This window comes from Gluconobacter sp. R75690, from assembly GCF_015244525.1.
Classification (GTDB): domain Bacteria; phylum Pseudomonadota; class Alphaproteobacteria; order Acetobacterales; family Acetobacteraceae; genus Gluconobacter; species Gluconobacter potus.
Genome location: NZ_JABCQB010000003.1, coordinates 326,894 through 349,909, shown reverse-complemented (window position 1 = coordinate 349,909; position 23,016 = coordinate 326,894). Strand labels below are relative to the sequence as shown.

At 60.8% G+C, this 23,016-nt stretch carries 19 protein-coding genes and 2 pseudogenes; 6 read left to right on the top strand and 15 right to left on the bottom strand.

All coding sequences use genetic code 11. The features are described 5' to 3' along the window. Positions 1-97 (top strand): annotated as a pseudogene (locus HKD27_RS05505) (IS5/IS1182 family transposase); the annotation flags it as partial. 270 nt (positions 98-367) lie between these two features. On the opposite strand, the gene HKD27_RS05500 reads toward HKD27_RS05505, so the two are convergent. The 9 genes from HKD27_RS05500 to HKD27_RS05460 form a co-directional block, all read right to left on the bottom strand. Continuing rightward, on the bottom strand, positions 368-1,150 hold the full coding sequence (locus HKD27_RS05500) for a cytochrome c family protein (RefSeq protein WP_029604277.1): 783 nt from the start codon (positions 1,148-1,150) through the stop codon (positions 368-370). Next, complete coding sequence (locus tag HKD27_RS05495; RefSeq protein WP_007284537.1) at positions 1,147-1,875, bottom strand: hypothetical protein; 729 nt, start codon at positions 1,873-1,875, stop codon at positions 1,147-1,149. The genes HKD27_RS05500 and HKD27_RS05495 overlap by 4 nt, the downstream gene beginning before the upstream one ends. Continuing rightward, positions 1,876-3,975 (bottom strand): 2Fe-2S iron-sulfur cluster-binding protein, encoded by a 2,100-nt coding sequence (locus HKD27_RS05490; RefSeq protein ID WP_156478031.1) that lies wholly within the window; start codon positions 3,973-3,975, stop codon positions 1,876-1,878. It lies immediately after the preceding gene. Between the two features lie 170 nt (positions 3,976-4,145). After that, positions 4,146-4,709: a cytochrome c gene (locus HKD27_RS05485; protein WP_029604279.1), complete on the bottom strand. Its 564-nt coding sequence runs from the start codon at positions 4,707-4,709 to the stop codon at positions 4,146-4,148. Positions 4,710-4,774: 65 nt separating this feature from the next. Next, complete coding sequence (locus HKD27_RS05480; protein ID WP_062497143.1) at positions 4,775-5,167, bottom strand: hypothetical protein; 393 nt, start codon at positions 5,165-5,167, stop codon at positions 4,775-4,777. A gap of 80 nt (positions 5,168-5,247) precedes the next feature. Next, positions 5,248-6,054, bottom strand: coding sequence for a copper resistance protein B (locus HKD27_RS05475; protein WP_062497145.1), 807 nt, complete (start codon positions 6,052-6,054; stop codon positions 5,248-5,250). Then, the gene (locus HKD27_RS05470; protein WP_062497147.1) at positions 6,051-7,883 is read right to left on the bottom strand and encodes a copper resistance system multicopper oxidase; all 1,833 of its coding nucleotides are present in this window, start codon (positions 7,881-7,883) and stop codon (positions 6,051-6,053) included. The genes HKD27_RS05475 and HKD27_RS05470 overlap by 4 nt, the downstream gene beginning before the upstream one ends. 76 nt (positions 7,884-7,959) lie before the next feature. Beyond that, the gene (locus HKD27_RS05465; protein WP_236748168.1) at positions 7,960-8,367 is read right to left on the bottom strand and encodes a hypothetical protein; all 408 of its coding nucleotides are present in this window, start codon (positions 8,365-8,367) and stop codon (positions 7,960-7,962) included. A gap of 2 nt (positions 8,368-8,369) precedes the next feature. Beyond that, the gene (locus HKD27_RS05460) at positions 8,370-8,642 is read right to left on the bottom strand and encodes a metal-sensitive transcriptional regulator (RefSeq protein WP_007284529.1); all 273 of its coding nucleotides are present in this window, start codon (positions 8,640-8,642) and stop codon (positions 8,370-8,372) included. Positions 8,643-8,685: 43 nt separating this feature from the next. Between HKD27_RS05460 and HKD27_RS05455 the strand changes: the two genes are divergently transcribed. The 4 genes and pseudogenes from HKD27_RS05455 to tnpC all read left to right on the top strand — a co-directional run bounded on the left by HKD27_RS05455 (position 8,686) and on the right by tnpC (position 13,845). Then, entirely contained in the window at positions 8,686-11,112 is a 2,427-nt protein-coding gene (locus tag HKD27_RS05455; RefSeq protein ID WP_077813805.1) for a heavy metal translocating P-type ATPase, read from the top strand. A 293-nt stretch (positions 11,113-11,405) separates the two neighbouring features. Further along, positions 11,406-11,846 (top strand): IS66-like element accessory protein TnpA, encoded by a 441-nt coding sequence (tnpA, locus tag HKD27_RS05450; protein ID WP_010515588.1) that lies wholly within the window; start codon positions 11,406-11,408, stop codon positions 11,844-11,846. Then, positions 11,843-12,190, top strand: a complete 348-nt coding sequence (tnpB, locus tag HKD27_RS05445) for an IS66 family insertion sequence element accessory protein TnpB (RefSeq protein ID WP_010515587.1) — start codon at positions 11,843-11,845, stop codon at positions 12,188-12,190. The genes tnpA and tnpB overlap by 4 nt, the downstream gene beginning before the upstream one ends. Positions 12,191-12,255: 65 nt before the next feature. Next, positions 12,256-13,845 (top strand): annotated as a pseudogene (tnpC, locus tag HKD27_RS05440) (IS66 family transposase). Positions 13,846-14,103: 258 nt separating this feature from the next. Here the strand turns inward: tnpC and HKD27_RS05435 are convergent. Both HKD27_RS05435 and HKD27_RS05430 read right to left on the bottom strand, forming a co-directional pair. Next, on the bottom strand, positions 14,104-14,550 hold the full coding sequence (locus HKD27_RS05435; protein ID WP_029329636.1) for a helix-turn-helix domain-containing protein: 447 nt from the start codon (positions 14,548-14,550) through the stop codon (positions 14,104-14,106). A 106-nt stretch (positions 14,551-14,656) separates the two neighbouring features. Next, entirely contained in the window at positions 14,657-15,916 is a 1,260-nt protein-coding gene (locus HKD27_RS05430) for a site-specific integrase (RefSeq protein WP_010515582.1), read from the bottom strand. Between the two features lie 404 nt (positions 15,917-16,320). Here HKD27_RS05430 and HKD27_RS05425 point away from each other — a divergent pair, with 404 nt between their 5' ends. Further along, complete coding sequence (locus HKD27_RS05425; protein ID WP_194688622.1) at positions 16,321-17,697, top strand: FAD/NAD(P)-binding protein; 1,377 nt, start codon at positions 16,321-16,323, stop codon at positions 17,695-17,697. Between the two features lie 4 nt (positions 17,698-17,701). Here the strand turns inward: HKD27_RS05425 and HKD27_RS05420 are convergent, their stop codons facing one another. The 4 genes from HKD27_RS05420 to HKD27_RS05405 all read right to left on the bottom strand — a co-directional run bounded on the left by HKD27_RS05420 (position 17,702) and on the right by HKD27_RS05405 (position 22,963). Continuing rightward, a complete protein-coding gene (locus HKD27_RS05420; protein ID WP_194688623.1) occupies positions 17,702-19,306 on the bottom strand; it encodes a carbohydrate porin in 1,605 nt (534 codons plus the stop codon). A gap of 223 nt (positions 19,307-19,529) precedes the next feature. Further along, on the bottom strand, positions 19,530-20,051 hold the full coding sequence (gene ppa, locus HKD27_RS05415) for an inorganic diphosphatase (protein WP_062497205.1): 522 nt from the start codon (positions 20,049-20,051) through the stop codon (positions 19,530-19,532). A gap of 172 nt (positions 20,052-20,223) precedes the next feature. Next, a complete protein-coding gene (adhS, locus tag HKD27_RS05410; protein WP_062497149.1) occupies positions 20,224-20,625 on the bottom strand; it encodes an alcohol dehydrogenase subunit III in 402 nt (133 codons plus the stop codon). 169 nt (positions 20,626-20,794) lie between these two features. Further along, positions 20,795-22,963 (bottom strand): FUSC family protein, encoded by a 2,169-nt coding sequence (locus HKD27_RS05405; protein ID WP_194688624.1) that lies wholly within the window; start codon positions 22,961-22,963, stop codon positions 20,795-20,797. Positions 22,964-23,016 lie beyond the last annotated feature (53 nt).

Here is a 23,016-nt window from a genome sequence, read left to right as displayed (position 1 = left end):
GAAGCAGTTCCGCGCTATTGCAACCCGCTACGACAAACTGAAATCCACCTTCCTCGCGGCGGTTCAGTTCGCCTCAATCATCATCCTGCTTAACTGACGACACGCCGTAGGAGTTTCCTAATAATTATAGATTTTTTTTGAAGAAATGTCAATTTTTCTATCTAGCCCTAACCTGGAAATAACCCTATTCGGGCCAGAGTAAGCCAACTGCTTGCTTCAAAAGTTTACGACATGCGAAATAATCATGCGTAACGTTCGATATATTTTCTGATTTACAATATATTTTTTGAGCAATGCCGCCGCTTCCAGTGATTTCATCATCACACACGCGTTAAATGGCGATATTCTGACGCAAATTTCGTAAGATTTAATGGTGCTTATACCATCCATACCCTCGAATATTGTTCCATGCATCGGTGGTATGACAGGCATAGCAATGCTCCACCGGGGCATCCTGATGCGCGACGTGCTGCGAAATCATTTTGAAATGCATCATGTAATGGCTGGGCGGCGCCTTGTGACAGGCGTTGCAATCCGTCGATATCTGATCGGCGGGATGTTCGAACGCGGCGATCAGCCATGTATTGGTGGAGTGACAACTCGCGCAATCAGGACCAAAGCGGGCGCGATGAGGATCCACGTTGGAGTGACAGCTTGCGCAATTCAGATGGAGAACGGCATCACGGTCAAGTCGATGATCAGTCGGAATAGCCGCAGCGCTTCCCGGAATCGGCGACGCTCCAACCAGCCCGGCTGAGCGAAGTTGCGCAACGGTGTCTGACCAGAAATCCGCCCTCGTCAATGCACTATGATCCATCACGGTCATATGTGGCCGTTCACCGTGCTCCACATGACAGGACGTACATTGCGTCGCCGCGACATGAAACCGGGTAGATTGCTTATCGGCGAACGACGCCAGAGAATGACATGTCACGCAGTTATTACTCACAACACCTGAAAAGGGCTTGTGACAGGTCTCGCACTGGCTCGCTATAAACTGATGCGCCTTCGAGACTGGTCCCGGACTCACCAGTCCTTCCCAGCCTGGAATGGCGTTACTGCCGGAATGATGCATGGTAAGCGGCACCGCCACACCAACGATTAAGGCCGCGGCCGCAAAAATCGTATAGAGCAGGACGACGGGCTTCATATCCACCTCAACCCGTAATACACGCCCGACCAGATATGAAGAACCAGCAGAAAATAGAGGATCGTCGCAAGAACAATGTGGACCTTACGCCATCGCCCGAACAATGAATTCACGACGTTCTCCGATCTGACAGCGTACTCGACATCTGCCAGCGCGGAGGCGATGGTGGCTTCGCTATCCAATGCACCCCGCGTACCCGGATAGGCCGATGTCAAAAGAAGACGCTGAACGATGTTGCGGGGCGCATCCGACGTCTCGGACATCAGATGCGCCATCCCGGCACCGGCAAGTGCGGCGCGAAGTTGTGCCAACTCCTGGGCGCGGCCACGCAGTCCACGGCCGATCTGAATCAACATGTAACGTCCGACATAGCCGCTGATGACGAGGACGAGCATGATGCCGGTGAGGGAAATCCCCATCGGGCTGTCGAATTTGTGGGCCGCGTGGATCAGGCCGAGAATAGGAGCCAGAACGCCGGCATAGATATGCACCGACAGCAGAGTGCGGCTCTCAATCCGAGGTGCAAAATAACGATGCACGACAGGAATCCGCTTTCCCGCCACATAGATCAGCGGCACCAGCATCAGGATGGCGGCGGAAATGCCAATCAGACTGCCAGCCAAGCTTCCGGGAAAGCGCGGTGCGACATGCACCAGAAATCCCAGCGGAAACAAGACCAGCAGGACAACCAGAGCACCAACGACAATTGCGCTGCGTTCCTGCATTTATGCCTCCACCACAAGCGGGCCACCGGTCGTCTTCGCCTGGCAGGCCAGGATGAAGCCCTTGGCCTTGTCGGCCGGATCGAGCCCATCCTCAACCGCCATTGTCACCTGGCCTTGCAGCAGGTGTGTCATGCACATGCCGCAGATCCCGGACCGACAGGAGGATGGAATATTGACGCCTGCCGCATCAGCCGCGTCGAGAACCGTTTCATCCAGTTGCAACGGAGCCGATTTCCCTGAAGTGGAAAACGTAATGGTCGTTGCGGCAGGCGTGACGGCCGGAGATGAGGGGGCCGCCACAGGCCCGACCGCAGGTTCGGCCTTCATCGCGGCTGGTCCGAATGCCTCGCTATGAACATTGGCTTCCGGCACACCGAGATCCGTCAATAACGCTCTCATGCTTGCCATCATCCCGGGTGGGCCGCAGACATGGATACGTCGGTTTGTGAGATCTGGCACCGATTGCTGAAGCAGTTCCTTCGTGATGCGCCCTTCCGGCCCCGACCACTCTGTCCCCGGCGACCGCCGCATGGTGGCAATAACGTGCAGTTTGTCATTGCGACGTTCCAGCCACTCGATTTCCTGGCGAAACACATAGTCGATGCTGGCATGAGCGGAATAGACGAAGTAGATCTCGCCCGGCCAGACGATATCGGTCAGGTATCTCAGGACCGCCATCATCGGTGTGATGCCTACGCCGCCGGACAGCAGGACGATCGAGTCTGCCTCTTCACCCGTAAAGGTAAACATACCCGATGGACCCGCGATCTTTAAAAGATCACCCTCCTTGACCGTGTCATGCAGGTAGCGCGAGACCAGCCCGTGTTCCTCGCGTTTGATCGTTAGTTCGAGATGTTCGACCTGCCCCGGCGACGATGCGATCGTATAGGACCGGCTCGCGGGCTTGCCAGACGTCGGCTCGATGGTGAGTTGCACGAACTGGCCGGGTTTGAAGTCAAAGGGAATCCGCCCCCCATCGGCCGGAACCAGATAGAACGTCACGATCGCCGGCGTCTCCCGAATGATCCGGGCCACTTTCAGGCTGCCACGCCAGAGGCCGTGTCGCGGTACGTCGACGATCGGAGTGGCCGTTCCACCGCCTGGTCCCGGTACAGGGGGAGGCGGGGGAACAGGAGGTGTTGGACCGCCGCCGGTCGACGATGGTGGCATGGGCGGAACCGTTGGTTTCGGTGCGAATGCCGTGGTGGTCGTGAGAATCTCCTGCACACGATGCAACCGCAGGACCTGCAAGATCAGCAGAGCGATCGATACCAGGATCAGGATCGTCATGAACACCAGGTGAGCCGGCGTCAGTCCGAAAAATAGGCCGTTTTGCTGGCTCGCCGCGATTGTCGGCAGACCCATCTGTGCCGTGAACCAGTTGAAAGCCACCATTTGAGGATTAACGAGGCCGGTCGCGGCCGCGCGCGCGGCCATTCCGCTATCGAGCAACGCAACACCGTCATGGAGATGTTGGCTGGACCGACGCATCGTCTCCCACGACAGGGACTGAGTGGCATCGACCGATGCGGTGCCGACTTCGCGAAGACCGTCTTGAAGCCTCTGTGCCGCAATATCGGCCAGCATCTGACGTTCGGCGTCCGTCAGCTTCGGATGCGTCATCATGAAGGTATAAAGCGGCGTGCGACCGCGCGCTCCGCAACAACCTGCGTCGGCCTTGTCCGCCCCGGGAACCGCACTCAATGCCTGCCCAGCCTGGGGCAGCATGCGGCTCATCATATTGCCCTGCTCAGTCGGCCTGGATGATGGCGCACCGGGGATCCCCATCCCGCCCATGCCAGGGTGATGGCTCGCATGCTCGTCACCACCCATCGACATCATGCCGCCCATGTCGGACATGCCTGAGTCGGGTCGAGCGGGGGTCGTCTTCATTCCGCCGGACGATTCGGCACCCCGGTCGGCATCCCGGGGCGCTGCCATAGGCCCATCGTCTTCCGGCTGATCGCGCCGCAGCGCCAGCGAAGGTGGCGGGCTGCCTGCCGTAGGCCCCGCCATAGTGCCGCTAGACATGGCCGGAACGGCAGGTGACTCACCCGGTGCCTGAGCAAATCCCTCTGACATGCTGATGAGCAGTGTCATGATCACGACACTCCCGCTCAAAAAGACGCGCCTCATGCTTTCTCCAACACGCCATCATCCTCGGCAAAGTTCATACCGGCCCGTTTTCCGGATGTCGTCAGGACACCACTTGTTACTATACGGGGGTATGGCATATTTTCCTTGATCTCGATCAATTATCCCAGCGGCATCTACTGTCGCGGCATCGGCATATCCATGTCGTGATGCATATGATGCCCGCCGGCTGCTTCTGCCCGAGCGACCAGCGCCTGGTAGGTGGAACTGTTCATTCCCGGAAGTTTCTCGAGAAACGCCACAATGTTCCAGAGATCGTCATCACCATGATCCGCCCAGGACGGCATGCCCGACATCTTGATGCCATGCTTGAGAATCCAGAACAGTTCGCCCGGCGTATAACGTTGCGCTACATCATTCAGAACCGGTGGCTTCGGATACATCCCCTCCGCCATATCCTCGGCCTCGACGCCCGGCGCCGAATGACATGAGGCGCAATGCATCGAAAAATGCGATGCACCACCGACGAGCCGTGCCTGCGTCTCAAGATCGACAGGTGCGGTAATGCCCTCGGCGTGATGCCGGATTGAATGGAGGCGTGCCGTTTCCAGAACACGATAGGTCAGCCGCCAATGCGGCGAGGTGGCGCCCACATCATACAGACCACCGAAAGCGACGGCCGTTCCCGCGCCGATCCCGACCAGCAGAATACCGGCGAGACTCCAGGCTAATCTTTTCATGCGTGCCTCCCTGGGCATCTCCAAGGGCGACGCTTATGGCGCCGCCCCGCTCCATCAGGAATCGATCAGCGCTGATGAACCGCGTCGGGCATGCTCTGCGGCCCCATCGGCATCTTCATGCCGCTTTCCTTGTCACCGCAGCCCATCTTCATCTTGTGATCTGACGGCGCCATGGCGTGGCCGTTCGACATATCCATGCCCTTCATCTTCATACAGCCTCCCATCTTTCCTTTCATTTTCATGCCCTTCTCCATGCCCTCCATGCCGGAACCGGACATGCCGTCCATTTTCATCTTGTCGTGGTCCATCCCCGACATACCGGACATGCCCTGCATCCCGGACATATCCTGACCCTGCGGCTGGGCCGGTGCCGGAGCGGGTGTCTGGGCATGCGCAACCGAGGCTGTGGCCAGAAGTGCTACCAGAGCGGCCGAGATCCTGAAATTGACAGTTAGCATTTGTAAGTTCCTTATCTTTTTTTATCTGAATCGGGACCGCACGGTGCGCCCCGCAACGACTTCACATCGGGCAGGAGCGGTCAGAACCACGTCCTGATCCCGAAGGTGAAATTCAGGTCCTGGACACGCTCATGCCTTGAACGTGCCATGTCGGCGGCCTGACCGAACGTGCCGGAATAACTCACGCCGATATAGGGCGCGAATTTCCGATGCCATTCGTAGCGAAGCCGCAATCCCGTATCGATATCGGACAGCCCGGTTCCGACGCCGCGCGCACGATCGGACGCGGAATAGAAGTTCATCTCGACCTGGGGTTGGAGAATCAGGCGATTGGTCAGCAGGATATCGTAGGAACCTTGCAGACGCCCCGCCGCGCCTCGGTCACTGAAATATGCCGTGGCCTCCACATTGAAGAAATATAGCGCCAGTCCCTCGACCCCGATCGCGCCCCAGGCCCGTGTGGGGCCGTTGTCAATATCGAGACGCACGCCAGTCTGGACATCGAAATACCGGGAGATGGCACGATCATAGAGGGCCTCATGATCTCCATCACCGAACTTGCCGTTTGTGCCGACCGTGCCTTCGGATTTCAGCCAGAGCTTGTCGTAGTCAGTGCCGAACCAAGCCTGCCCATCGTAACGGAACTGCCCGCCATCGGCACCAAAGCGCGCCTCGAACTGGTCGAGCAGCGCATGCATATAGATGTTATGGTCCATGACCGGCTGGATGCCGTTGACATAGACCACGGGCGCGGGAGCCGAGGCGGTCTGCGCTTCCTGGGTTCCTTCGCTCTGGCGTGCCGGGACTGACTGGGCGCGTCCCGTGCCAGGTACCGCGGTAGCCAGTCCAGCGGCAAGGACCGTGCCACCTATCAGACCCCGGATCACGACACCACCACCGTGCGGAACATGCCCACCTCCATGTGGTAGAGCAGGTGGCAGTGATATGCCCACAGCCCGGGTTCGTCCGCCGTGACCAAGTAACTCAGCCGCTCACCCGGCTTGACGGTAATCGTGTGCTTGTAGGGTCGGCAGTCACCCTGCCCATTTTCCAGTTCGCTCCACAATCCATGCAGATGGATTGGATGCTCCATCATCGTGTCGTTGATCAGGACGAAGCGCACCCGCTCGCCCAAAGTCAGACGAATCGGTTCCGCTTCCGAGAACTTCTTGCCGTCGAATCCCCAGATGAAGCGTTCCATGCTGCCGGTCAGGTGCAGGGTGATCTCGCGCGACGGCGGGCGTGGGTCCGCGCCCGGGATCGTGGCCCGCAGATCGGCATAGGTCAGAACGCGGCGACCATTATTCTCCAGCCCGTCGCCCGGCTCCGCCAGCCGGTTGATCGGCATCATGGCGACACTCTGCACCGCGACGCCGGGTTTCAACTCTGTTTTATGCCGCGACGCAGCCGCCATGCCCGGCATATCCATCGCAGCGGCTCCGGGTCTGTTAGCCTCCTTCATGTCCATGTGATCCATGTCCATGCCGCCGCCGGCAGGGGCATCACCGGGCTTCCCCGGCGAACTCCCCATCTCCATGCCCGCCATGCCGCCCTTCATGTCCATATTCCCCATACCCATGTCGGTCATGGTGCGCAGAGGGCGCGGGTCCATGGGGGGAACCGGCCCGGCAAGGCCCGAACGGGTGGCGAGCGTGCCGCGCGCGTATCCGGTACGATCCTCGGCCTGGGCAAAGACTGTGTACGGTCCATCGGCGGTGGGGCTGACAATTACATCGTAGGTTTCCGCTGGCCCGATGCGGAATTCATCGACCGGGATGGGCTCCACGTCATTACCGTCGGCCTGAACAACGGTCATCGTCAGGCCGGGAACCCGCACGTCGAACAGCGTCATCGCCGATGCATTGATGAAGCGCAGGCGAATGCGCTCGCCCGGTCGGAACAGGCCCGTCCAGTTCGCCCCGGGAGACTGGCCGTTGATCAGGTAGGTGTAGATGATGCCCGAAACATCCAGAATATCGGTCGGTGCCATGTTCATGGCACCCCATTGCAGACGATCCCGGATGGTCGCACCCAGCCCCTGTCGATGCGCGTCACGGAAGAACGTGCCCACCGTACGCTGGCGGAAATTGTAGTAATCGCTCTGGAATTTGAGGTTGGAGACGATGTCCTCGGGATCGACGTCGGTCCAGTCGGACAGGACCATCACATAGTCACGGTCGAAATGCTGCGCGTAACCATCCTTCGGATCGATGATCAGAGCCCCATACAGGCCCGTCTGCTCCTGGAAGCCGGAATGGCTGTGATACCAGTAGGTGCCGCTCTGATGCAGCGGGAAGCGATAGGTGAACGTCTCGCCGGGCGCGATGCCGCCGAAGCTGAGGCCGGGCACGCCATCCATGTGGGCCGGCACCCGGAGGCCGTGCCAGTGGATCGACGTGGGCTCATCCAACCGGTTGGTGACGTTCAGTTCGACCGTGTCACCCTGACGCCAGCGCAGGATCGGCGCGGGCGTGGAGCCGTTCACACCCACCGCGTGCATGCGCGCACCGGTGATATTGATCGGTACAGAACCGATCGTAAGGTCGAAACGGGTGCCAGGCAGCGGGTCGGGCCGACCCGACGCCGGCGCATAGACCGGAGCGTAGGCGCCCGCGCTGCCCTGCGGGACGGCCAGCGCCGCCCCCCACAGGCCCGTCCCGACGACGAAACGGCGGCGCGTGATCGCGCTCCGTCCCGCAAGGGATCGTATTGACATGAATAATAGTCCGCAAAAGAGAGAAGGCGGAACCGGTCATAGGTCAATGACCAGTCCTGAGACTGTCAGAACAGAATCAGGCCATCTGTCTGGGCGGTGGCAGCGCCGGCGCGAACCCATGACCGACGATGCGATCTGAGCGAGACAAGCCGAAAGGTGCCGTAACACCTGAGTAATCAAACGCCCTGGTCACGGAGGGCGGCATCAGCCAATTGGCGACGCAGGCACCCTGGGCGCAGCAATCGCCGCAATGATGACATGGATGATGGTCGTGGCACGGTTCATGATTGCAATGTGCGGTCGTCGTATCCGCACGGGATGGCATCTGCATCCCTGGCATGTCGGCCATCGGCTGGGTAACCACAGCAACTGTAGAGGGCAACGTGGCGGCATGACCCGGCATGACGGATGCCAGCATCAGCCCCACCTGCAGAAGCAGGCAGGCCAGCAACCGTCCCAACCGTATCGCGCCGATCTCTTGCACGTCTACCCCGTCATCTTGCTGACCGTTTCGATCAGTTCCCCGATTTTTTCCTGACGCTCCACCGGATCGCCGGATTCGATCGCCTCTACAACGCAGCCCGCGATATGTTCGCGCAGAACAAGCCCCTCGAGCCGATGCAACGCCGCCTTGGCGGCCCGAAGCTGAAGCAGAACATCCACGCAATAGCGGTCTTCGTCCACCATTTTCTGGATGCCACGCACCTGACCTTCGACCCGTTTCAGGCCCTGCGAAATCTTTACCCGTGACTGCCTCATTGCACTATACCCTACAGGGGCATACCTTGAAGTGCAAGCGATTATGGCATACTTCGACGCCGCGGCTGGCGGCCACAAGCAAGGGGGCTTCATGACGAACGACAATACAGCAGCTTGCGCGTCCCATCTCCATGGAGAGGGTCCCACCCCGGCAGCGACCGGAGTTGACGCGCACCTGGTCAAGGATCCTGTGTGTGGCATGACGGTCGATCCCGCGACGGCGACGCATCATGCCGACCATGATGGCCGGACCTGGTATTTTTGCAGCGCGCACTGCCAGACAAAGTTCGAGGCCGCCCCCTGTCATTACCTGCACAAGGCGGACACGACGCCCATCAAGCCTCAGCCCAGGCGGGCCGGGATGATCTGGACCTGCCCGATGCACCCCCAGATCCGACAGGATCACCCCGGCTCCTGCCCCATCTGCGGCATGGCGCTGGAACCGGAGGAGCCATCCGACGCCGACATGCCCAACCCGGAACTCGTGGATTTCAGCCGGCGCCTGTGGGGAGCGAGCATATTGGCGGTCCCGCTCGTCGTCATCGCCATGGCGGCGGATATGGGAGGGCTGGCATTTTTCGATGGCGGCCTGACGAACTGGATTCAGTTGGCGCTTACGGCACCAATCGTGCTGTGGGCCGGCTGGCCGTTCCTCGAACGCGGCTGGATGTCTCTCCGCACCCGGCATCTGAACATGTTTACGTTGATCATGCTGGGCGTCGGCGCGGGCTTTCTCTACAGCATCGCCGCGACAGTAGCCCCTGGCCTGTTCCCTGCTGCCTTCCGCATGCATGACGGGTCGGTCCCGGTCTATTACGAAGCCGCAGGTGTTATCGTGGCCCTGGTGTTGGCCGGGCAGGTCCTGGAACTGCGCGCCCGCGCCCGTACCAGTCGCGCCATTCGCGCCCTGCTGGATCTCGCACCGAAAATCGCACACCGGGTCGGCGCGCAGGATCGCGAGGACGACGTACCGCTGGCCCAGATCGTGCCCGGCAATCGGCTCCGCATCCGGCCGGGGGAAAGCATCCCGGTGGACGGCACCGTCATGGACGGGCGCTCCAGCGTGGACGAAGCCATGCTGACAGGAGAGCCAGCACCTGTCGCCAAGGGCCCGGGTGACAAGGTGACGGGCGGAACCATCAACGGCACCGGCAGCCTGCTGATGACGGCCGAGGCCGTCGGCTCGGACACAATGCTGGCCCGGATCGTCAGCATGGTAGCGGCCGCCCAGCGTACGCGCGCACCGATCCAGGCGGTGGCGGACCGGGTCTCCGGCTGGTTCGTGCCGCTGGTCGTGCTTGTGTCCCTGCTGACCTTCGTTGTCTGGCTTCTGGTCGGTCCGCAACCGCGCTTCGGACACGCACTGCTGAACGCCATTGCGGTCCTGGTGATCGCCTGTCCGTGCGCGCTGGGCCTGGCCACTCCGATGTCGATCATGGTCGGCATGGGACGCGGGGCGCGAGCTGGCGTGCTGGTTCGCAACGCCGAGGCCCTGCAGGCACTGGATACGGTCGATACGCTGGTGATCGACAAGACCGGCACCGTAACGGAAGGCAAGCCCCGGCTGATCGCGACCGAAACATCAGGTGCATGGGATTCCAGCATCGTCCTGCGACTGGCGGCATCACTGGAAACACAATCCGAGCATCCGCTGGCCCAGGCGCTGGTCGCCGCGATGACGGAGCAGGGCCTTCAGGCCGCGCCGGTCGGGGATTTCGCGTCTCAGACCGGCCTGGGCGTGACCGGCACCGTGGACGGGCATGCCGTCGTCGTCGGAAACCAGGCCCAGATGCGGCAGCAGGGCATCGATGCGTCGGCATTGATCCCTGTCGCGGACACCCACCGGGCGGAGGGCGCGGGCGTCATGTTCGTCGGCATCGACGGACAGGCCGCTGGGTTGCTGGTCGTGGCCGATCCGCTGAAGACCGACGCGAAGGAGACCATCGCGGCACTGCACGCAGCCGGCATGCGGATCGTGATGCTGACGGGTGACAATGCCCGGACTGCGGAAGTCGTGGCCCGGCAGGCGGGAATCGACGAGGTACATGCCGACCTCAAACCCGAGGATAAGGCCGCGATCATTCGTGACATGCAACAGAAGGGAGCCCGTGTCGCCATGGCGGGCGACGGCGTCAACGACGCGCCGGCCCTGGCCACCGCCGATATCGGAATCGCCATGGGCACAGGCACCGATGTCGCCATCGAAAGCGCCGGGATGACACTGGCACAAGGCAGCCTCGCCGGACTGGTACGCGCCCGCCGCCTGGCACAGGCGACGATGCGCAACATCCGGCAGAATCTGGCATTTTCTTTCCTGTTCAATGGGATCGGCATCCCACTTGCCGCAGGCGTACTGTATCCCGTCTTTGGCCTTACGCTGTCGCCCATGTTCGCGGGAGGCGCGATGGCCCTGTCATCCCTGGCCGTCGTGACAAACGCACTGCGGCTCAATGCCCTGAGACTTCGGTGAAAGCAGATTGCCTATTTCGTTCAGAAGGCAATGCCTATCCGGGGCCCGCTTGCAGAGGTCGACCAGGAAGACATCCGGTGACTGCTGCGCCAAGCTATGCTCTCTTAATTCGGCAACAGGAAAGTCGTCTAGGTTCCATGTGACGATTATCGGCGCGTCTGCCTCGATCGCGGTCGCGGCGACGGGACGGTCATCAGGATCGAGCAACGTATATGGTCGGAATTGCTGTTCGTAAGTAAGCTTCCGGTGTGAGACGCCTTGTGGATTTTATGGTGTGGTGATGTGTTCTGTTCATGACAGAGCGATCAGAACAGAATGATGCTTGTGTCGCAGCGACATTCGCTGCGACACAAGCATCGCGAGCCCTTCATCCGGTTATTGAAATTGTTGGCGAACGGCGCCGGGCCTATGATGACGCGTTCAGACGTCGGGTTGTGCTGGCTTCTTATGAAACTGGTCAGTCAGTCCGTGCTGTTGCGCGCCAGTTTGGTGTCCACGTCAGCGTCGTTTACCGATGGCGTCAGAGACTGGATTTCGTAAACCCGTCTGCGAAAGAGCAGCTTTCTTTTGTGCCGGTTCATATGACATCCCCTGTTGAAGGGCTGGGAGGAGACCAGTCCTGCGGGAGTGGACATGAAGCCAGCATTCTTTTTCCTGGTGGCGAGAAGCTGATGGTTGACAGCCGGATCGCGATTGAAGATCTGAGGAAACTCCTTCAGGTTTTACGCTCATGATCCCTCTTCCCTCTGGTCTGAAGATATGGCTGGCGGCAGGTGCGACAGACATGCGCCTTGGCATGCCCGGTCTGGCGCTGAGGGTTCAACAGTTTCTGGGGAGAGACCCCTATGCTGGTGATGTTTTTGTCTTTCGTGGCCGACGCGGCGATCTGGTGAAACTGATCTGGCATGACGGGATTGGAGTGTCCCTCTATGCAAAACGGATTGAACGTGGGTATTTCATCTGGCCCTCGGCAAAGGACGGGGCCATCCATCTGAGTGCGTCACAATTAAGTTGTCTGCTCGAAGGGATCGACTGGCGTAATCCGCAGAAAACATGGCGACCTGAACTGGCGGGGTAACAAAAAGGGGATCGTGATCCATAGTCCTGTACCCTTTTGAACGGTTTTGTGCTGAACTGTTTTTCATGACGGGAAGCATGGATGACATAACGGCCTTACGTGCGGCACTTGCCGCCGCCGAGACGCGTGCCCGTGCTGCCGAAACCCGGGCCACAGACGCTGAAGCCCGAGCAGTCAGCGCTGAAGCGCAGATTACCCATCTTAAACATCTTATTGCACGGATGCGTCAGGACCGCTTCGGGACGTCATCGGAACGGGGACGGCGCCTGCTGGACCAGCTGGAACTTGAGCTGGAGGAGCTGGAAACAACGCAAGCCGAAGACACGTTCGAAAATGCGGCGGACCTCGCTGTCCGTGCAACAGCACCGCGGAATAACCGGGGGCGGCAGCCCTTACCCGCCGACCTGCCACGCGAACGGATGGTTCTTCCTGCGCCAACACAGTGTCCGTGCTGTGGCGGGATGCGCCTGAGCAAACTGGGCGAAAGTATCACTGAGACGCTGGAAGTGATCCCACGCCAGTTCAAAGTCATCCAGACGGTGCGGGAGAAGTTCACCTGTCGGGATTGCGAGAGCATTACCCAGCCACCAGCGCCTTTCTACCCGATCTCACGGGGGCGTGCAGGGCCAGAACTGCTGGCGGGCATTCTGTGCGACAAGTATCTCCAGCATCTGCCGCTGAACAGGCAGAGTGATGCCTTTGCACGCGAAGGGATTGATCTCGACACGTCAACGTTAGCCGACTGGGTGGGAGCCTGCACAGCGACCCTGGCCCCTCTGAACGCGCTGATCCGGGTCCATGTGCTGGCAGCTGGTCGTCTGCATGCGGATGACACCACCGTGCCCGTGCTGGCGAAGGGCCGAACACGCACCGGTCGATTGTGGAATTATGTGCGCGACGATCACCCCTTTGGAGGCACAGCACCGCCAGCCGTGTGGTTCCGTTATTCACGGGACCGCAAGGGCGAACATCCTGTCGATCATCTTTCGGGCTGGACGGGGATCGTGCAATCCGATGCCTATGCCGGATATAACGCTCTGACAAAACCGGGCCGTCAGCCTGCACCTGTCGTGTCTGCAGGATGCTGGGCGCACGGACGAAGGGGGCTGTTCAAAATCGCGGAGAAGGACAAGGCCCCGCTGGCGATAGAGGCAGTGCGCCGCATCGACGCCATCTTCGAGGCTGAACGTGTGATAAACGGCACCCCAGACCAGCATCGGCTCGCGGTCCGTCAGGAAAGCAGTGCTCCCATGGTAGAGGACCTGTTCATGTGGATGCGTGACACGTGCCAACGCATGTCATCAAAAAATCCCATTGCACAGGCCATGAGCTATTTTCTCAGACGACCTGATATGTTCACACGGTTTCTACATGATGGGCGCATCTGTCTCACAAATAACGCCGCAGAGCGTGCGCTCCGTGGGATAGCCCTCGGCAGAAAAGCCTGGTTATTCGCCGGGTCAGACCGGGGCGGAGAACGCGCTGCCGCCATGTATTCCCTGATCGTCACCGCCCGTCTGAACCTTGTCGATCCCAAAGCATGACTCGCAGATGTCCTCGCCCGTATCAACGATATGCCAAATCCACGCCTCCATGAACTCCTGCCATGGCACTGGAAAACCCTTCACCACAGCAATAATACCATCAAAGCCTGATTACGCCCGCGGCTCTCTCCGGATGCTTACGTTCGTAACCGGTTACTGTCGCCTTCGGCAGCGCGGCGTTCATGAGTTGCTTCGTAGTCGCCAAGCGTTCGGCCGAAAGGTCCGGCGTGTTGGCCAGAAGGTTTCGTATCCACTCGTCATGAATCGCGTCGGTCCACCGCGCATCGACCGTCCGCCGCCGCCTGGACGACGATGTTCCTAAGGTGAAACGGGTAGAGGATACAGGCGTCGTAGATTGCGACAACGGGACTAAATGCCATAATGGAGATGGAGATTCTCGGAGTCGGCGGCCAAATCCTCCATGGCCTTCTGCCGAACATCGAGTTCCGTATTCAACGCCAGCACGTCCTTGAGCGACGCGCGGCGGTGCTTGCCGATATAGCGGAACGGAAGGTCGCCGCGATCCATCCGCAGTACGACGAGCGGTCGGGAGATACCGAGGATGGTGGACGCCTCGGTGGGGCTTAATTCCTGATCTTCCGAAAGGACCGCCACCCGCTCGCCGTTGAGCAGGTGGTCGATCAATGCCTCGACGGCACTGGCTGCCGCCGGCGGCAAGGACATGGTCTGATCCTGCCCGTTCCGGCGCCGGACATGCAACTCGAAACGATCGCCTTCTACCAGCTTCGGCAGAGGGGCGACCTTCTTGCGGTCCTGGTCGGACAGACCGGCGAACGTGACGACGTGGCTTGCCACGACGGGTTCTCCTACGCATCCAGTCGCGTGCGCCCTTAACTGCAATAACTGAAACCGGTCGGCGAGGTATTCCGGCCGCAAGTGGTCTTTGGTCCCCCCGATGCCGTCACGCTGCCAGCCCCTCAGCCCGGCCCGCCTTCTTCGCTCCATCCAACAGCAAAGCGATCTTGTCGCAGGTGCGGCTAACGGCCAACTTCAGGGCTTCGTCGATATGCACGTAGCCTTGGGTCACGCTTTGCGCGGCGTGGCCGAGAAGCGCCCTGATCGTTAATTCGGAGAAGCCGAGATCACCTGCGACGCTGCCGAAGGTGTGCCGCAGAGTATGTGGCGTGACATCCTCGATGCCGACCGAAGCGCAGAGTCTCTCAAGGCAGGCTTTCGCCGCTGTATAATGTCCTTCACTGATATCGGACGGGAAGACATATGGCGACTCCTTACGGATCGGCTGGTTCTGAAGAACCTGCATTGCGGCCGGTCCGATGGCTCGAATCTGGGCGCCGCTCTTGGTGTCGGCGAAGTCGATATAGCCGCCCTCGGGACGAACCCATGCGCGCCGCATCCCTTGCGCTTCGGAAATTCGGAAGCCGGTCAGTAGCAGGAAGCGTACGATTGCTAGTGCGATCGGGTTTTCACCGTTACGCTCAGCATGTCGCATGGCGTCGCCGAGCTTCCCAATTTCGAGGATATTCAGCCTCCGCTGCTTTTTCTTTCCCGCAAGCCGTCGCGCGCCTTGGCAGGGATGAGTAGCAATCTTATCAAGGCGCGCAGCGTGACCGAGGATACTTTGCAGAGTCGAAACCGCTCGCGAGGCAACACCTGGGCCGCCCGTCGTGGCGCCGCCTCGCTTGGTGCTGCGGGGCTTGGCCGTCTTGCCGGCCACAATGTCGGCCTGCATTCCCTCTATATCAACCACTTTCAGCGAGCGAACGAGCCTCTTGCCGAGAAGCGGTTTGACGTGTGTCTCGATTCGGCTCTTATCCATCGCGAGCGTCGAGGCTTTGATCGGCCGGTTCCGACGTCCGATGATCCGCCCGGCCGCAGCTTCTTGGAGATACCAGTCGCAAAGGGCGGCGACCGTGATTGCCTTATGCACCTCGACCTCTGCTGCCGGGTCTTTTCCGTGAGCGAGCAGGCCCAGCTTGATCTTCGCAAGATCACGGGCTTGTTCGACGGTGATGGCTCCGAATCGACCAAGCGCAATGCGACGGCTGCGATCGTCGGCATTGCGATATTGCAAGATAAAGGTCTTCAAGCCAGAGGGAATGATTCTGGCACCGAATCCTCGCAACTCGCTGTCCCAAAGGAACGCTTGCCCTTGCTTTGGAGCCTTCAGGGCATCGACAGCCCGTTTCGTCAATTTTGCCATGGGGCTTCCCCGTCACCGTGCTTCCTGCTTACATTATCGGGGGTAGCGACAGAATGTAAGCATTTTGTAAGCAGATGGTCGAAAACCGGAGCAAATCCGAGCGCATTACGGAGTAGGAGATTTCATGTAATATGTTGTTTTATAGTAAATTATGGGAGTCAGGCGCACCCCGGCGTATGGTTCTGCCAATTTTGCCAAGGTTGGGGTCGTGGGTTCGAATCCCATCGCCCGCTCCAGAAGATTTCCAGAACATTGAAAATTACGGACTGTTCCCTTCCGGGGCAGGCTTTCTGATGCCCTGTTGAGCGGTTTTCGAGAACGTCTGTTACGAAACGTCCCGCTCAGTTTCCGTTGTTTCAGCCATGCTCCGTTTCGCAGACGATCCTGTGGAGAAAAACGGCAGCATGTCCCCTTCAGACCGGCCTCTCATTGCCATCATCGGGGGCGGGGCCAGCGGAACGCTGCTGGCCTGGAACCTGCGCAGGCTACATGTTCAGGCGCGGATCATCGTAATTGATCCTGCGGAACGCCCTGCGGTCGGGCTGGCCTATTCCACGCTGTCTCCCTGCCATTTCCTCAATGTTCCAGCAGGCGGCATGAGTGCTGATCCCGATGATCCGGAGCATTTCCTGCGCTGGCTCCGCGTGCATCACGATCCGGACGTCACGCCCGGCCAGTTCATGCCGAGGGCCGTGTTCGGGCAGTATCTGTCCAGCCTCTGGGCGGAAGCGCGTCCTGAGTGGCGGCAGACCAGCGTCCTGTCCTGCCAGCGCGTCGCGGGGCGGCTGGAACTGGCGCTCGGTGATGGAGAGAGGCTTCAGGCAGATCAGGTTGTGCTCGCGACCGGCAATTTCGGCCCCGCGCCTGTCGCCCGGGTAGAGCCGAAGCTGGCTTTGAGCGGGCAGTATCATCCTTCGGGCTGGGATAACGGATTCTATGACCGGATTGCGCCCGATGCGGCCGTTGTCCTGATTGGAACGGGGCTGACCTCTCTCGACGTGCTGATGCGCCTGCGGGAGAATGGCCATCGGGGCCGGATTGTGGCCCTGTCCCGTCATGGCTGGTGTCCCGAGCGTCATGCGCCTTCCGCTCCCGCAAAAACGGACATCATCCCTCCGGAAACGCCTGCGACGGCGCGGGCGTATTTCCGGGCGTTCCGGGACAGTCTGTCCGAAGGGACCGGCTGGCGTAGTGCGGTTGATGCGCTGCGTCCGCGGATCAATCCGCTGTGGCAGGCTCTGGATCTGGCGGAGAAAAAGCGCTTTCGGCGACATCTTCAGCGACGCTGGGACATCGTGCGGCATCGCGTCGCGCCGGAGGTGGCGGATTTCATGGTTGCGGAACTGGAAAACGGCACGCTGGACTGTCGGCGCGGGCAGGTGACCCATCTGGGGCCGGAGGCCGGGCAGGTGCTGGTCCAGGCGCGTGACAGGACGGGCCTGTTCACGCTGTCTGCCGATCATGTCGTGAACTGTACGGGACCAAGCCGGGCTTACCGGCAGATGGCGGACACTCTTCCTCACGGGCTTCTGGAGGCCGGGATGGTGCGGGAGACCGCTCTGGGCGGATTGCACTGCTGCGAGAATGGCGCGCTGACCGACGCGGCCGGACGGTGTTCCGGAGATCTGTTTGCGCTGGGGCCGATGCGCTGGGGAACATTGTTCGAGACGACGGCCATTCCGGAAATCCGCAGGCAGGCGGCGGATCTGGCCGCCCTGCTGAAGGAGCGGTGCGGCCGGAACGTCCGGGAAGCATCGTGCGAGACGGTGCTTCCCGGATAGGGACTCAGAAGAACTGGATGTGGCTCTTGAAGCCGAGCATCGCGGCGTCCTTGAGGGCTTTCTGGGCGCCCGGTCGGAAGAAATACTGGAAGTCCGGCGCGAAGGTGACACCGCGCATGACATGGATGCGGTAGGTCGCTTCGAGAACTTCGCCGAATGTCTGAGGTGTCAGGGATCCTGCCATGAGTGGCATGCCGTACAGGGCCTGAAGCCGCTCGGTTTCGGTGGCGCTCTTGGAGACGCGGACGTAGGTAAAGTTGATGCCGATCGTATCCAGCGGGCGCGATGCCCAGAATCCGGTATCGATCAGGCCCGCGAAATACTGCTGTCCACGAAGCTGCGTCCGCGGGCTGTTGGCGTACATGCCCCCCAGCAGGATCAGGCCTGCATCGGGATTGCCCTTGACGTGATGCCGCAGCACCATCTGGTCCGCAAGCGCCCAGGCCGACCATGAATAGTGCAGGATGCGGGCAGGCAGGCCACTGATGACATAGGGCTGCCCGTTGATGTCATAGTAGTTGTCCTTGTGCGGCGCGTTGTCGATGGAATAGCCGAGCTTGTAGTGTCCCGGCAGCTTGTCCTTGCCGAACAGCGGTTCCCAGCCAGCTTCGACGGGGATCGCCTCGCCATGGATATCGGCGCCGTTGAACTTGAAGCCCGTGCGGTACTGCGTGTTGGCGTAAATGCCGGCCTGCGCGAAATATACGCCGGTCTGGATATAGGTGCTGGTGGTCGGACGGGTCCGGACACGGAAGGCCCAGCTTGCATCCGGGTAGGACGAGTGTGTCGTGTTGTCGGAAGATGCTTTCGGGTTTCCGCAGAACGCATTGTTCTGGAAAGTGCAGTAGAGCGGGTTGGACGAGAAATCGTTCAGGAATGGAATACGTCCTCCCGCCAGGTCCACACGGCCCTTGGCGATCGTCTCTTCCGCATAGGCGTAGACGAGATGGACGACCACGTTGCCGCCGGCGCCGTAGATTTCGGAGCTCGGGTTGAGGTTGTCGCCGAACATGCGACTTCCGGGGATGCCGTACCGGCCCACGACGAGCGCATGGGTCGAGAAGCCGCGTACATTGGCGAGCTTTTCCCAGTCGATATCGTTCTCAAGGCTGTACTGGCCGGCATTGCTGCTGCCCTGCTTCAGGCCATAGCCCTTGGTCGGACTGGTGATGGCGCCGGAAAACTCGTTGGTCGTGTCCATCGTCAGGGCGACGCCACGATCGCGCAGCCATGTGTTCCAGCCGAACGGGTTGGTCAGGAGCGCTTCCGGGTTCGGGAGGGGCGGCACCCATTCATTGCCGAAATAGATCTGGTTCAGCGGCGTGTTGACGCGTTCGCTCGGGAGTTCCGAGTTTTCGGACGGCCAGATGACGGGTGGAATGATCTGCTGGGGCGCCGTGACCTGGATCTGGGTCACTTTTGCGTTGGGGCTGTAGCTCTGGACGGTCGATGGCGTTGGGCTTGAAGCTGCTCCCGTGCTGGAGGGGGGAGAGTGCCGTGCAGTGCCATCCTGAGCTGTGGCGCTTGTGGCTCCAAGGCTCTGGGCGATTGCGCAGGACGGAAGAAATGTGACCAGGCAGAAAGCTGCGTGGAGATGGACTCGAGACAAGCCGCTGATTCCTTGGAAAGCAGGTTAGCATTGGCGAGATAACACACATTTACCGCTAAAGATCATAAAATAATGTTACTTGTATCATTAAATAATCACAAATTCATGTGATATTGGGCAAGAAAAAACCCCTGCCTCCGGGGGGAGGCAGGGGTTTTTGCAAAAGCATCAGACAGGGCCGTGAGCGGGGCGTATCCGCCCCGCCTGTGCCTGACTTGCCTGTTTACTTGGCGGCGGCGAGCGCTTCCATGATGACCTTGCCGGCTTCGGCCTTGTCAGCCCAGCCCGTGACCTTGACCCATTTGTTGGGTTCCAGATCCTTGTAGCGCTCGAAGAAATGCGTGATCGCCTTCTTCGTGATTTCCGGCAGGTCGTCCACGGAGTGCACGTTGGTGAACTGGGGATGCACCTTGTCGTGCGGGACGCAGATGATCTTCTCGTCCTGTCCGCTCTCGTCTTCCATCTTCAGCATGCCGATCGGACGGGCGCGGATCACGGAGCCCGGAACAACGGCAGCCGGCGTCAGGACAAGGGCGTCGGCCGGATCGCCGTCGGCGGCCAGTGTGCCCGGAATGAAGCCATAGGCGGCCGGATAGGCCATCGGCGTGAAGAGGAAACGGTCAACGACGAGCGCGCCGCTGTCCTTGTCCACTTCGTACTTCACCTGCGAGCCCTGCGGGATTTCGATAACGACATTGATGTCGTTGGGCAGGTCCTTGCCGGGCGAGATCTTGGAAACGTCCATGATGTCCATGTCCTGAACTGTTTGGAGAGGCGGAGATACTACCGGCGCCCGGAGCCTCTGCCCAGAGTGGAAAGGCAGAAGTCCGGTCCGGTGCGGGGAAGCAGACATAAAAAAGCTCCCCGTGCCGTCGGGCAGGGGAGCTTCTGAAGATACGGTCCTTGCGGAAAGGGCCTCAGAGCATCGGCTGTGCGGCCTTGACGGCGGCGTGACAGGCGGCGCGGCGATCGTCTTCGTTCGTGTAGGCCACGAGGTAGAAGCGCTTGCCGTTGCTGTCGAAATAGCCGGCGGTGCCGAGCGCATAGTCGAAGTTGCCGACCGTCTGTTCGGTGGCCTTGTACTTCTCGCTCAGCCCGTAGAGGACCGGGTTGCCTTCATCGTAGGAGACGTACTGCTGCTCGACGCAGTAGTTCATGATGCCTGCAAGGTTGGAGGGCGAAACGCCCGTGAAGTCCTTGCCAGGCGTACCCTGGACGGCCGGCGGGGGCGGGGGGGACTGTTCCTGTGCCATGGCAGCCTGGGAAGCCAGACCCAGCCCGAGGGCGAGGCCGAGGACGGGCACGATACGACGAAACATCACGGTATCCTTAGTTCTGAAACCCAGTAGGTCTTAAACCTGTCGTCCGCGGTCACCCGCGGTTGAAATCGAACAATTCTCCTGTTTCCCGGAAAAGGGAAGTGTGTTGCAGAACATTTCTTCGTGATCAGTTCGTGAGGTTTGTGTCAGCCGGGGAAATTTTCCGGGATCAGCCGGTGGACTCCAGCTCAGCGGGTGTAAGCGCAGGGTCGAAATACGGGCTCCGGGCATCGAAGAAGATGCGGTTCGTGTCCAGTTCCGTGGCGATGACGTCCAGACTGGTCAGAGCCGCGATCAGGACGAAGCGTTCCCGGGGACGGTCTTCGTTGCGCTCGCAGGTCCGCAGGCGGAGAATCGCGAGCTTGGTCGCCCGCAGGGTGCGACCGTAATGTCCGTGATAGCGGCCACTGAAATGGCTCATGCGTCCCATGACCAGTGCCAGCGCCTGTCCGGCTTCCGGATTCAGGCGCGTGTCACGCCGGATGGCCTGAAGCCGCAGCAGGTTGAGCATGACGCGCATGCCCGACAGGATTCCCGTCAGATAGGCCTGGATGACCGGCGACGGTGTCGAGCCCGAATTGGTCATGAGCCGGACGAAACGGTCCACGTTGCGCGACACCACGCTGTCCACCGTTTCCTGCGCCCGGCCATCGGCGATGCGGTGCAGGTCCCGCAGGATGTGTTCGCGCATGGTCCAGCGCTGGTGTGCGGGATCGTAGGGCAGGAAGACCCTGTACATCCACGAGGCATAGAGCAGCCCCAGCACCAGTGGCAGGGCCGTGTTGAAATAGACGATTTCGTCCGTTTTCGCCTGATTGGACGGCCCGATGAGGATGGGCAGGAACAGGTTGTAGGACACGGCCGGAAGGGTCAGGGGCGGGTAGGCGAAGGCCAGGCCGCCGATCATCATCGCCAGTCCGGACCACATCCCGAGCATCTCGAACGTCGTCGATTTGCCCATCAGCGCGAGATTGAGCACGCCCGCCGCGACGACCGCACAGCATGCGCCCCGCAGGAAGGCCTGTGTGGCCAGCGCAGGGCGTTCCAGCGTGGAGAACAGGCTGCACACGATGCAGACGAACATGATGAAGGTCAGTCCGCTCGGCCAGGCCGTGCAGATCCAGATCAGGCCCGCGCCGAAGACCGTGACGGAGGAGCGCAGGCTGTTGGTGATGGCCTGCTGCCAGTCGCGGTAGGACCGGATGGGCGAATGGAAATGGTCATGGGGCTGTGGATTGCGGCTGGCCTCGAACTGGGTCAGCGCCATGCGCAGCGCATCGATCAGCTCCACGAGGGCCTGCTGGAGCATGCCGTGGCGCAGGACGGCCTCACGGGCCGCATCGTCCGGCTGTGCGGTGCTGAAATCCGAGACGACCTTCTGGCGGCACTGACGGCGCAGGGTCAGCAGGTCGGCCAGGATGGAGGCCATGCTCTCCGTCCCTTCGAGCCGCGCGGGCAGCTTCAGGAACATGTCGCGGATGGCTTCGGCTTCCTGGCGGAACATGTCGTCCTGACTGAGCGGCAGGCGCATGAGGGTCGCAAGATCGAGCGCGCGGGCAAGAAGCACCGCGATGTCGGCCAGGGCCGCGCGGGCGTGGTCTCCGGCGTGGTCGTGACGGCCGAGCTCGACCTCCGCGAACTCCACCTGATCGCCGAGCGTCGTGATCTGGGTGAAGATGGCCTGCACGTTCTGCATGGCCCCTTTATTGCCGACCAGAATGCCTGCAATGGCGGTCAGGGCGGGCTTGAGCGTGTCCTCGAACGTGCTGGCGAGCTGGTGGCGCGTGCGTTTGGTCAGGCCGAGCTGGAACAGGCCCGAAATCGAGGCTTCGAGCACGATCCCCAGCAGGATGTAGGTGGCGCGCGACATCGAGATGGCGAAAATGTGGTGCGGGTCCGCGATGCCGTCGAGCGAGACGATGGCGTAGGTGAAGCCCGAGGCGCGCATGCCGTGGATGCGGTAGTTCGTCATCGATGCCGGACCGGGCATGAATGTGCCGATCATGCAGAACGTGCCGATCCCGACCGCCAGCAGGAGGATGAACATCAGCGGCGCCTGTGGGAAGGCCGCGACCAGCGTAATACCGCTGATGACGCCGACCACCATGCCGAACAGATGCCACTTGGCCTTTGCAAGGCTGCGTCCGCGCGTGCCCTGTGCGACCATCCAGACGGTCAGGGCGGCCCATTGCGGGCTGCCGAGCTCCATCCACAGGGCGATGCCGAGGGCGAGCAGGGACGTGCAGGTGGTCCGGAGCGCATATCCGGCCATGACCGGATCGGGGGCGTAAAGCCATCGCAGTTTGCGGATGAGCGCGACCGGCCCGGCCTGTATCATGTCAGATGGGCACCGCTGTGCAGTTTTGCAGTATGTGCAGGCATCGGACATTC